The following is an 11370-nucleotide window of genomic DNA, read 5'->3' as shown; positions in this document are numbered from 1 at the left end:
TAAACACGGTATTTAGATACACAATATGCAACTAAACATAACGCGATAGAAGACTAGCTGAAATTAGATGCACAATTGCACCTATTCATTGAGAAGAACAATATAGGCACATATCCATTCGAGCGTTCTACCAATGCCACTCGAATAAGAAGGAGAAGGAGTGAATAATGATCTGGAAAAGTATAATAAACTCCCTACATGGACTTATCGGTCCGCCGGTAGTAGCTTGTCTCACGTGTGGAAAATTGAAGACCATATCAACTCAGAGAAAAGGAATCTGTGATGAATGTTATCAGATGATTCCGTGGATTGTTGACCCTCGTTGTACGATCTGTGGTCGGCATATCGGATGTCCAGATTGTACGCGTGTTGATGGTTATGAACGATTCTTCAAATCTAATCGAAGTGCAGTAGCTTATAATGGAATGATGAAAGAATGGCTTGGACAGTATAAATATAGAGGTGACGAGAGATATAGTGCGTTGCTTGTAATGATGCTAGTGAAGGCTTATATGAGAATGCGAAGTGAATACAGTAATATGAAGTCGACCTCTGCATGGACTATGGATATCATAACGTGCATTCCAGTGAGTGCAATCAGATTGGAGGAAAGAGGGTTCAATCAAGCGGAAGTGCTAGCCGTTGGATTAGCCGAGAGAATACATATTCCTTTTATACAATTGTTAGTTAGAGCACGCCATACAGATAAACAAAGTTTCAAAAGTCGTGGTGACCGAATTCGAGATATGCAGAACGTGTTTCGTCGTGATCCAGATATGTTTCATCATGTAGGCCAGATACTTCAATCCAATCACCAAGCACTTGCAGTTCGCCCAATACGCATCCTTGTAATCGATGATATTTATACGACGGGAAGCACGATGAATGCATGTGCACACGTATTGCAGGAATTAGAAGAGGCTCTGCAACATCCTGTGGAGATCTATAGCTTGACATGGGCTCGATCGTAAAGGAGGAAGTCCATCTAAAGAAATGATATACTAAGAAAGAGTGAACCGTGATCAAATCCGCAGCGTGTAATTTATTTGATAGACGAAAGCCACTTGTATAAGTTAATATAAATACTAGTTTGTATGGTTATATGTAATTTATGGAATGGGGGAGTGAGTCGCGATGAATCTTATCAATTGCCCGAAATGTGGTAAGCTTTTTACGATGACTTTTAGAGATATATGTTCGGATTGCACAAAGAAGATAGAAGCTGAATATCAGCTGTGTTCCGATCATTTAAGAGTAAATAGAGGTATCTCTATGACTGAATTATCTGAGGTAACGGGTGTGACCGTTCGACAGATCACTAAATTTATACGTGAAGGTCGTATATCGGTGATTGATGCACCTAATCTTAGCTATCCTTGTGAAGTGTGTGCTACGGCATTTATTCAAGAAGGTAACATGTGTGCTTCATGTAGACAACGTCTTACCAAAGAAATGAATCAGTCTGCACGAGATCAACAAGTAAATAGAACCAATGAGAATAGCCGCTCATCCGCTTATAGCGCACTCGATAAATATAATAAATAGAAAATTACGAATGAATTAAGTGTACAGCTATTATATATGTTTCATTTATGACCGATAAACTTAGTAAAGGTTATCGGTTTTTATTATTCACACAAGTTCGGACCTTTATATAATGAAGAAGAATAGGAAGGTGGAAGTTATGAAAATTAACGAAACCGGACGAGTGGGAGCCATTAATTCTTATCAACGCAACATAGAGGTAAACAGACAGAATGAGGATAAGAAGAGTCGTCGCAAAGACGAAGTAACCATCTCAGCCGAAGCTATGGAGATGTTGCAAGCTACAGAACGTAGTGCTAATCCAGAACGCACGCAACAAATACAGGATTTGAAACAACAGGTATCTACAGGAACTTATCATGTGGACAGTAACAAGTTAGCTGAGAAGCTAGCCCCGTATTTCAAACAACATTCTGAGAATTAGGTGAATGATATGGCATTAGAACGGCTTATCAATATTTTAGGCGAGCTGGATATGGAACATCAGAAGTTGATTGTAAGTGGTGAACACAAAAAGCAACTCATCATTGCTAATGAGATGGAGCAGATCATTTCTTTAGTTAAACAGGAAACTAGAATGGTTAAAAAGATTGAAGAGCTTGAACAAGAACGTTCAGTCTCTGTGAATCTCTTTTTGAAAGAGAAAGGGATTAAATCCAATTTAAATCTCAATATAAAAGAAGTCACAAGGCTTGTATTCGAACCCGAAGATAAGGCTAGACTTCAAAAGATCCAATTACAATTGAATGAGACTTTAAATAATTTGAAGTTATTAAATGATACAAATCAAAAATTGCTGCAACAGGCGATAGCTTACATTGACTTTTCAATCGGATTACTCCAGATACATCCTGAGCAAGAAGCATTCTATCAGCATCCGTCAGACAAAACTCATGTGGCTAATCGTCCTGGTGTTTTTGATACGCGTGCGTAATTAAGGAGGATCTTATGACATCAACTTTTCATTCAATTGAAACTGCAAAACGAAGTTTGTTCACTCAAACGGCTGCATTAAGTACAACCGGACATAATATTGCCAATGCTAATACACCCGGATACTCACGACAAGTAGTGAAAATGACAGAATCCATACCCCTAGCTCCATTTGCATTCTTACGTTCAACATCGCCAGGACAATTGGGAACAGGATCTGAGTTCGTATCCATTGAACGCGTACGGGAATCCTTTTTGGATGATCAATTTCGTAAAGAAAGTTCATCTCAAGGGGCATGGGATGTTCGATTCTCTGTGCTTGGGAAATTAGAAGCAACCATAAATGAACCTTCCGATAGTGGATTAGCTAAAGTTATTAATAACTTTTGGAGTGCTTGGGCAGATTTTAGTAAGGACCCACAAGATATTACGAACCGCAAAATCGTTAAAGAGACTACACTGGCTATGACAGATGCCATGAATCAGATGAGTCGTCAGATGAATGATTTAACAAGTGATTTAACAAATAGTCTTGATCTACAGGCCTCAAGTATTAATTCCCTACTAAGTCAGGTAGCTGGTCTTAATTCAAATATCAATAAGATCGAGAGTCTTGGCGATAATGCAAATGATCTTCGTGATCAGCGAGATTATGCTATGGATCAATTGTCTAAGTTAGCCAATGTTCAAGTAGCTCCATTAGAGACTGGATACCAAGTCACACTTGCTGGTCAGATTGTAGTTGCTGGTGGTACGGCTAATGCCATTACTGCAGAAACGCTTCAAGCAGGATATGAAGGTGGCACTTTAACGGGTGGAGAGACTTTCGGTACACTCTATTCAAGAGATGTGTATGTAGCAGATTATAAGAATCAACTGAATCAGTTAGCAGATACAATAGCAAACGGTAAAGTCGAAGTTACTATTCCAGCAGGTTCGGTTCTACCAGATGGAACTGTATTAAATAATATTACGTATAGCGATGCAAACAATAATAGAAAATTAGATACTAGCCTAACGGTCACTGTTAATGGTATCAATGAATTGCATAGCCTAGGTTATACATTAACGGGTAACCCTCCGGTTGCTGGTGGTGATTTCTTCGTATCTAAAGATGGATCACCTCTGACCGCAGATAATATCACATTAAGTCAATTGATCAAAGATGACCCCAACTATATTGCTTCCTCCATCCGTTCAGATGGTACAGGGACAGATGAAAAGGTTGTTGCAGGAAACAATTCGTTAGCTATTCTAATGACTGGGTTGAAAAGTGGCAGATTTGACTTTGGTCCATCCTTCTCCAAACCAGTTACTGTGGATGACTTCTTCACCTCCATCGTTGGACAAATTGGTGTGGAAAGTAAAGAAGCTGAAAGACAAGTACAGAATGCAATGCTACTTACAGATCAGGTGAATAGCAGTCGTCAATCCATAAGTGGTGTCTCATTGGATGAGGAAATGAGTAATTTAATTAAATATCAACATGCTTATGGTGCTGCTTCAAGATTTATGACTACGTTTGATGAATTATTAAATAAATTAATTAACGGTACAGGGGTAGTGGGACGTTAATTAATAAGGAGGTTCTTTGATGTCTATTCGTGTTACTTCTAGCATGATGAGCTCACAGTTGTTGACCAATCTTAATCGCAACAATTACAGTATGAATAAGATGGAGAATCAAATTTCTACAGGTCGTAGAATTAACAAACCATCAGATGACCCAGTAGGCGTGACATATGCACTTCGATATAGATCAGACTTAGCATCGAATGAACAGTATCAGACAAGTACTGATGCGGCAGTTGGTTGGTTGGATACGACGGATACCAACATGTCACAAGCTACAGATGTTATGCAACGTGTGAAGGAATTAACAGTTAAAGCGTCCAATGGAACGCTTGATGAATCTGGATTGTTTGCTATTAATCAAGAGATCCAAGAATTAAAGTCACATATCGTTGATATCGGGAACACACAAATTAGAGGTAAGTATATTTTTAATGGTCAAAAATATGATGTGCCTCCGTACCAATTATCTGGCACAGTTACGAATTTTGCAGATATCGACGCAGATACTGCAGAAGTTGAATATTCAATTAGTGATGAGGTAACGTTCCGAATCAATACATCGGGTAGTGAATTCTTCGGTAGTAGTACGGAAGCGGATAATACCTTTAAACTTCTCGATGATCTCTCCGCAGCTGTGCTAAGTGGTAACTTCACCAACATTAGTGGGCAATTGACTAAGATTGAATCTAGAATGACGAAGATGCTTGCTGCACAGACGGAGGTTGGTGCACGTACGAACCGAGTTGAATTAGTACAGAATCGTTTAACAGATAACAATCTTAATCTGACTACACTTAAGTCCAAAACAGAAGATGCAGATATTGCTAGCTTACTTATTCAAGCTACCTCTGCTCAAACGATCTATCAAGCGGCATTGAAGTCATCCGCACAGATTATGTCCACAAGTCTAGTGGATTATATGAGATAGTGGGATGTAATTAAACTTTGAAATCAAAGAGCTATGGGGATGAAAGAATCCATAGCTCTTTTGTTTCATAAACAATGGAGGTTATACTATGGACAACCAATCAAATATCGTTATTTTCCCCAAAGGATTACCTGGGTTTAAGATGTTAAAGAAATATGCTATTCAACAATATGACGAAAACTTTAGTTATTTGATTTCGCAAGATGATTCATCCGTTGCGTTTATAATCGTGAATCCGTTTGATTTTTATCCAGATTATGAATTAGATGTGCCAGATGATTTGTTAGAAGAGATTGAAATAAAAAGTCCTGAGCAAGTGAATGTTCGATGTATCGTTACATGGAATAGTGATCATCATAAGGTAACTCTTAATTTGCTAGCTCCGTTAATTATTAACTCCGAGAATCAGAATGCTAAACAAGTTGTGCTTCAGAATGTACCCTATAATACCAGACATTTACTGTGGGCTAATAACAAAGACAATCCTGAAGGTGGTGAGGGTTAATGCTAGTACTGTCACGAAAAAAGGGTGAAACTGTCGTTATACAAAATGATATTGAAGTTACCGTGCTCTCCGTAGAGGCAGATACAGTTAAATTGGGAATTTCAGCACCTAAGTCGATAGATATTTATCGCAAGGAAATATTTGAAGCGATTCAACAGAACAATTTGGGTGCTGCAATAGACGTTAATCAGCTCAAAAAGATAATGGATAATCTATCAAATTAATTTATTTGAAAAAATATTAAAATACTATAAACATTTAGCTGTTAACCGTCGATATATAATTAAGAGCAATAATTCAGGGCGGCCGACCGTGAATGAGCTTAACCACATGGATGTGGGAACAAACCATTTCAAGGAGGAAATTATAATGATTATCAATCACAATATTCCAGCTTTAAATACACACCGTAACATGGGTCTTAACAACACTGCAGCAAGCAAGAACATGGAGAAGTTATCTTCAGGTCTACGTATCAACCGTGCTGCTGATGATGCTGCTGGTCTTTCAATCTCAGAGAAAATGCGTGGGCAAATCCGCGGTCTTGAGCAAGCTCAACGTAACGTTCAAGATGGTATCTCTTTCGCACAAACAGCTGAGGGTGCAATGAACGAAGTATCTTCAATGTTAACTCGTATGAAAGAACTTAGCGTTCAACAATTGAACGGAACTTATAGCGCTGGCGATAAGTCCAACATCAAGGCAGAACTTGGTCAACTTGGTGGACAAATCGATGCTATCCTTTCTAACACTAAGTTTAACGGAATCAACATCTCTGGTGGTTCTGTAGTAATCCAAGCAGATGATAATCTATTCCAAGTTACAATTACTGGAATCAACTCTTCTCAAGTTCGTGGCTTGACTTCAGCAGTTACGCTTTCAGCTGCAACTACTGCTATCGACAACGTTGCTAAGCAACGTGCGAAGTTGGGTGCTATTCAAAACCGTTTGGAGTATACTTCTAACAACCTAGGAACAACTGTTGAGAACTTGACTGCATCAGAATCACGTATCCGTGATACTGATATGGCTAAAGAAATGGTTGCTATGTCTAAGAACAACATCTTGCTACAAGCTTCTCAATCGATGCTTGCACAAGCGAACTCCAACCCTCAAGGTGTATTGTCATTGCTTCGTTAATATTACGAAACAATCATTACTTCGAAAGATCCTGCTTCTTGCAGGATCTTTTTTTGTATTCATATAAATATTTGAGTTTATTAACCGATATATAAGGTAACAGCATTGAGAAGCAGAGTAGTTTCACTAAGATTGAATTAAATTATAAGTGGAGGTCTCAATATGGATTCAATGGTAATAGCCAATAAGGGCAATGTTATACCAGTTCAAAGAGCAAATATAGGGAAAAGAGAAATATCTATAGAAACTGAAATGAATCAATCACAAATACCAGCAGTGGTACAAACAACGGTTGGTGTACATACAAGTGAACAGACACAAGATCAAGCTATTGCTGAGCTCCAGAAGGCGATTGATGTAATACAAGGTCCGAAGAAATCACTTGAAATCTCAGTTCATGAGAAGACAAATGCTATCATGATCAAAGTAATGAACAAAGAGACCGGAGATTTAATTCGTGAGGTGCCACCAGAGAAGTTGCTTGATTTGGCAGCCAGAATGATGGAAATTACAGGGATACTTATAGATAAAAGAATATAGGAGGTAATACTATGGTAACTAGAATAAGTGGTCTAGCATCGGGTATGGACATTGATGCAATGGTTAAGAAGTTAATGAAAGCTGAAAGCATACCACTGGATAAGATGACGGCACAGAAACAATTGATGGAGTGGAAGAGAGAAAGCTACCGTGAGACAAGTACAAAGATGGTATCCTTCTTACAAGATAAATTAGCTAAATTAAGCTTAAGCAGCTCCATTAATGCACAAAAGGCGACAGTAACTGGAAACACATCGGCTGTTTCAGCCGTGGCATCATCTTCTGCTAGTGGAAGTCTGGATATTCAGGTAACAAGTCTAGCTACGGCCTCAAGGGCAGTTAGTAAGGACTGGACAACCAAGTCCCCGACAATTAAATCTGATTTTGCTGATTGGGTAGTAGAAAGAACTAAGGATGGAGTGCCTATCGGTACACCTAAAGACGATAAAGTTAAAGTTGGTAACGTAGATATCCAAATTGATGTTGGTGAAACGATAGAATCATTTGTGAATAAAATAAACGCTAATACACAGACCGGTGTAACTGCAATTTATGATGAAAAATCAGGATTGTCCTTGACAAGCAAAGTGACAGGAGTAAGCAACATTAAAGTGGATTTAAATATAAGTGATATGTTTGGACTAAGTATAACTTCAGGTACAGACGCTGTATTGAACGTCAATGGTCTCGCTGTATCCAAATCAACCAACACATTTGATATAAATGGTGTCACCCTTACTCTAAAAGGTGTAACACCTCCAGGTGAATCAACTAATATTGAAGTGTCCAAAGATACGGATAAGCTTGTTGAGAATGTTCAAGACTTCGTAAATGCATATAATGAAGTGCTAGGGGCCATGAATAGCAGTGTAAATGAAGAACGCTATAAGAAATACACGCCACTCACAACGGAACAAAAAGGTGACATGAGTGACGAAGAAATAAAATTGTGGACAAGCAAGGCCAAGAGCGGAATGCTGAAGAATGATACTATTCTGCAGAATACAGTTATTGAGATGCGTAATGCGATGATGCAGGGAGTCGATATAGGGAGAATTGGTAGCGATGGGAAAAATCAACCATTGATGCTATCCGAACTTGGGATTACTACAGGTACTTATGATACACGTGGTAAATTAATTCTAGATACCGACAAGCTCAAGACCGCATTAAATAGTGATCCTGAGATCCTTAATAATTTCTTTGGTAATCAAGATAAGGATAAATTATTGAGTAATGAGTATACCGAAAAAGACGGTATCATTGCTAAATTAAGAAAGATCTCAAATGTATCCCTTCAAAGAATGGCCGAAACGGCAGGTACATCCAGAGTTAGTTCAGATATTACATCAACATTTATCAATTCAAGTACGATGGGTGAACAATTATCTAGTCTTGATCGCCGTATTGCGGACATGACGAGTCGGTTAACCAGAATTGAAACCAACTATTTCAAGAAGTTTACCGGGATGGAAACGGCAATAAATAAGTTTAACTCAACATCGTCAGTCCTTTCTAGTTTCATGTCATAAGGAGGTAATATAATTTGATTAATGCACCTTATCAGAAATACCAACAGATTCAAGCGCAAACAGCACCTAAATCCAAATTGTTAATTATGTTGTACGATGGGGCTATTCGTTTCGTTCGCGCAGGCATCGAGGGCATTGAGGAACGTAATTATGAGAAGAGTAATAATAATCTATGTAAAGCGCAAGCAATAATACATGAATTAGTCTCTGCTTTAGATTTCAGTTATGCTATTTCAAATGATTTGAATCGGTTATATGAGTATATGATGCATCAGTTGATTGACGCTAACGTACGCAAATCTGACGCACCCGCTAAAGAAGTTCTTGGGTATTTGATTGAATTGCGTGATACTTGGTTTGAAGCCAGTAAAAACTCAAGTGATGCAGGTAGTATGTAATGGAAGAACAAAAGTTGCATGTACTATTAGATGATCTACAGAGTTTGACTCAAGCAACATATGATAACTTAACTCAAATGACTGAAGAAGACTTTGAACAGTTCGCTACGAATAGACAAAGAATTGTTCAAGCGATGGAAGATTACGCAATAATAATGACACAGGCACATAAACAGCGCATCCAAGTCATTACAAGTCAAGATGCTGAAATTCTACAACATATGTGTAATTTACAGAATGAGCTTGGTGTATGGTTAGAGAAGCGTGGATCTATTCGTGAACAAAAGAATGCATATCAACAAGTGTATGCTATAGACAGTCTTTTTATTGATCACCGAAATTAAATGAATAAGATAGATAGACCCTTCATTGCCTTTATGATGAGGGGGTTTTTTTGTGGAAAGGTTCAATCTGACTCTAAAAATTCCGATATAGTATATAACATAACTTCACGTGGGATGGTGGTATCTTCTTGTCTCTATTAAAACGAAATTACGATACTTTACAACAGAGGTTTCCTCATGTTGCTACAAAAATACAATCGGCTCAAAATACTAAGTTATCTGAATCCATTTCATTTAAAGAATCCTTTGAAAGGGATACGGAGTGGTTGAATGCCGTAGATGGTCTCCTTAATGATTGTAAGATCATCTTTATATACGGATTTGGAAGAGGACTCAGCATTGCTGATCTTCTTGAACTCTATCCGAACCGATGGTTGTTTGTATATGAACCGGATGAAGACCTCTTTCGTAAGGCGCTCAACGATTATGATCTTAGTCTGTTATTGGAACACCCTAATTTCTACTGGTTATCGGTAGGTAAATCGCAGTTGAACATGATGTTTCATATGGTGTGTAGCTACATGCAAGAAGAAATGATGTTTGTGGCTCTGCGTGAATATCTAGATACAGAAATGGATTTACTACGTAAGGTGAAGGAGGAATTTCAGGAATATAGAAGAACTTTCTTCTCTAACAAACATACAGAGAACTTCTTCAAGTTAGATTGGACACGCAATTATCTGTATCATTTACCTGAAGTTCTAAGCACTCCTTCCATTGAGCAATGTTATAACGCTTTTGAAGGCGTAACTGCTGTTGTAGTCTCGTCTGGACCTTCGTTACAAGAAGATATCGAATGGTTAAGACGTATACAATCACATGTGCTAATCATTGCAGCGGGTTCTAGCATTCAAGCTTTGCTTAAGAATGGGATAAGGCCTCATCTTGCAGTTATTATGGATGGTCATCCTGTAAATAATAAAATATTCTCTCAACCTGGAACATTGGATGCGCCATTACTATTCACCTCTTCATCATATTATGAAATATCTGACCAAAGTCGGGCGCCAAAGATTCATAGTGTAATGAAGAGTGACTTGATAACCCAATACTTTATGAATATTAGGCAAGAGCAGCTATTCATCGTGCCTACAGAAACTGTGGCGGGGACGGTTATTCAAGCGGCTGTTTCCTTTGGTGCAACAAGAATAGTACTAGCAGGACAGGATCTATCCTTTCCTGACGATAAATTCTACACGGCAGGTATAGAACATTTTGCAAGTGACGTTACACAACACAAAGTGAATATTGCACAGAAACAAGTTCCTAACGTAAAGGGAACAAATAATGCAACAGATGATAGCTTCCTATTGATGAAAGCTGGATTGGAGAATTTGATTGCCAATCTTCCGAAAGTTGAATTTATCAATACTACTCGCAACGGCGCAGTGATTGAAGGAGCGCCATTTCAACCAATAGAAGAAGTATATGAGATGGTAGTTAATGAAGTGATTGATTCTAATGCAATCGCACAAATGATTCAAGAATCTACCTTTGTTCAAGATACAGAGAAGATAATGAATGTCAAAGCGAAAATGGAATCGACATTAGTTGACCTTTCAAATGTCCGTATGGAGATTATTAGTCTGCAGAAATTGATGAGTAAGATACGTGAAATGGCCAGAACAAAGCCTGACCGAGGTCAAAAGCTGATAGAAAAGATTGAACAACAATGGGGTATGATAGCCAACAGAGATTGGTTCTCGTCCATTTTCGAATCCATTATGCCATTAGAGATTGCTAGCTTTGACCAGCACTTACCAACCATAGTTACGGAAACACAACTAATTAAAAAATCCGATCTTATCGATGAACATTTGGGTACACTGCTTAAGAACATGATTGAGCAAATTCCAACGCTTGAAGAAATATTGAGGGAATCGATTGAACGTATGAATACGATCATTGATGTGAAGTGATGATAATAATT

14 protein-coding genes are annotated in these 11370 nt (G+C 38.2%); all 14 read left to right on the top strand.

Annotated elements, in window-relative coordinates:
• Positions 1-167: 167 nt before the first annotated feature.
• Positions 168-971 (top strand): ComF family protein, encoded by an 804-nt coding sequence (locus ACH8E3_RS05005; protein WP_458631515.1) that lies wholly within the window; start codon positions 168-170, stop codon positions 969-971.
• A gap of 163 nt (positions 972-1134) precedes the next feature.
• Positions 1135-1545, top strand: coding sequence for a flagellar protein (locus tag ACH8E3_RS05000; protein ID WP_458631514.1), 411 nt, complete (start codon positions 1135-1137; stop codon positions 1543-1545).
• A 139-nt stretch (positions 1546-1684) separates the two neighbouring features.
• A complete protein-coding gene (gene flgM / locus ACH8E3_RS04995) occupies positions 1685-1969 on the top strand; it encodes a flagellar biosynthesis anti-sigma factor FlgM (protein ID WP_458631513.1) in 285 nt (94 codons plus the stop codon).
• A 9-nt stretch (positions 1970-1978) separates the two neighbouring features.
• Positions 1979-2479 (top strand): flagellar protein FlgN, encoded by a 501-nt coding sequence (locus ACH8E3_RS04990; RefSeq protein ID WP_458631512.1) that lies wholly within the window; start codon positions 1979-1981, stop codon positions 2477-2479.
• 14 nt (positions 2480-2493) lie between these two features.
• Positions 2494-4053, top strand: coding sequence for a flagellar hook-associated protein FlgK (gene flgK, locus ACH8E3_RS04985; protein WP_458631511.1), 1560 nt, complete (start codon positions 2494-2496; stop codon positions 4051-4053).
• 19 nt (positions 4054-4072) lie between these two features.
• Positions 4073-4981 (top strand): flagellar hook-associated protein FlgL, encoded by a 909-nt coding sequence (gene flgL, locus ACH8E3_RS04980; RefSeq protein ID WP_458631510.1) that lies wholly within the window; start codon positions 4073-4075, stop codon positions 4979-4981.
• Positions 4982-5069: 88 nt separating this feature from the next.
• The gene (fliW, locus tag ACH8E3_RS04975) at positions 5070-5486 is read left to right on the top strand and encodes a flagellar assembly protein FliW (protein ID WP_458631509.1); all 417 of its coding nucleotides are present in this window, start codon (positions 5070-5072) and stop codon (positions 5484-5486) included.
• The gene (csrA, locus tag ACH8E3_RS04970) at positions 5486-5710 is read left to right on the top strand and encodes a carbon storage regulator CsrA (protein ID WP_458631508.1); all 225 of its coding nucleotides are present in this window, start codon (positions 5486-5488) and stop codon (positions 5708-5710) included. The genes fliW and csrA overlap by 1 nt, the downstream gene beginning before the upstream one ends.
• Positions 5711-5855: 145 nt before the next feature.
• Complete coding sequence (locus ACH8E3_RS04965; RefSeq protein WP_458631507.1) at positions 5856-6626, top strand: flagellin N-terminal helical domain-containing protein; 771 nt, start codon at positions 5856-5858, stop codon at positions 6624-6626.
• 162 nt (positions 6627-6788) lie between these two features.
• Entirely contained in the window at positions 6789-7166 is a 378-nt protein-coding gene (locus ACH8E3_RS04960) for a flagellar protein FlaG (protein ID WP_458631506.1), read from the top strand.
• Between the two features lie 11 nt (positions 7167-7177).
• Positions 7178-8698 (top strand): flagellar filament capping protein FliD, encoded by a 1521-nt coding sequence (gene fliD / locus ACH8E3_RS04955; protein ID WP_458631505.1) that lies wholly within the window; start codon positions 7178-7180, stop codon positions 8696-8698.
• Between the two features lie 14 nt (positions 8699-8712).
• On the top strand, positions 8713-9096 hold the full coding sequence (gene fliS / locus ACH8E3_RS04950; protein ID WP_458631504.1) for a flagellar export chaperone FliS: 384 nt from the start codon (positions 8713-8715) through the stop codon (positions 9094-9096).
• Positions 9096-9440 (top strand): hypothetical protein, encoded by a 345-nt coding sequence (locus ACH8E3_RS04945; RefSeq protein WP_458631503.1) that lies wholly within the window; start codon positions 9096-9098, stop codon positions 9438-9440. The genes fliS and ACH8E3_RS04945 overlap by 1 nt, the downstream gene beginning before the upstream one ends.
• 128 nt (positions 9441-9568) lie before the next feature.
• On the top strand, positions 9569-11359 hold the full coding sequence (locus tag ACH8E3_RS04940) for a motility associated factor glycosyltransferase family protein (RefSeq protein WP_458631502.1): 1791 nt from the start codon (positions 9569-9571) through the stop codon (positions 11357-11359).
• Positions 11360-11370 lie beyond the last annotated feature (11 nt).

The sequence above is a fragment of the Paenibacillus sp. CMAA1364 genome, assembly GCF_054373195.1.
This window is presented reverse-complemented; position numbering and strand designations above follow the sequence as displayed.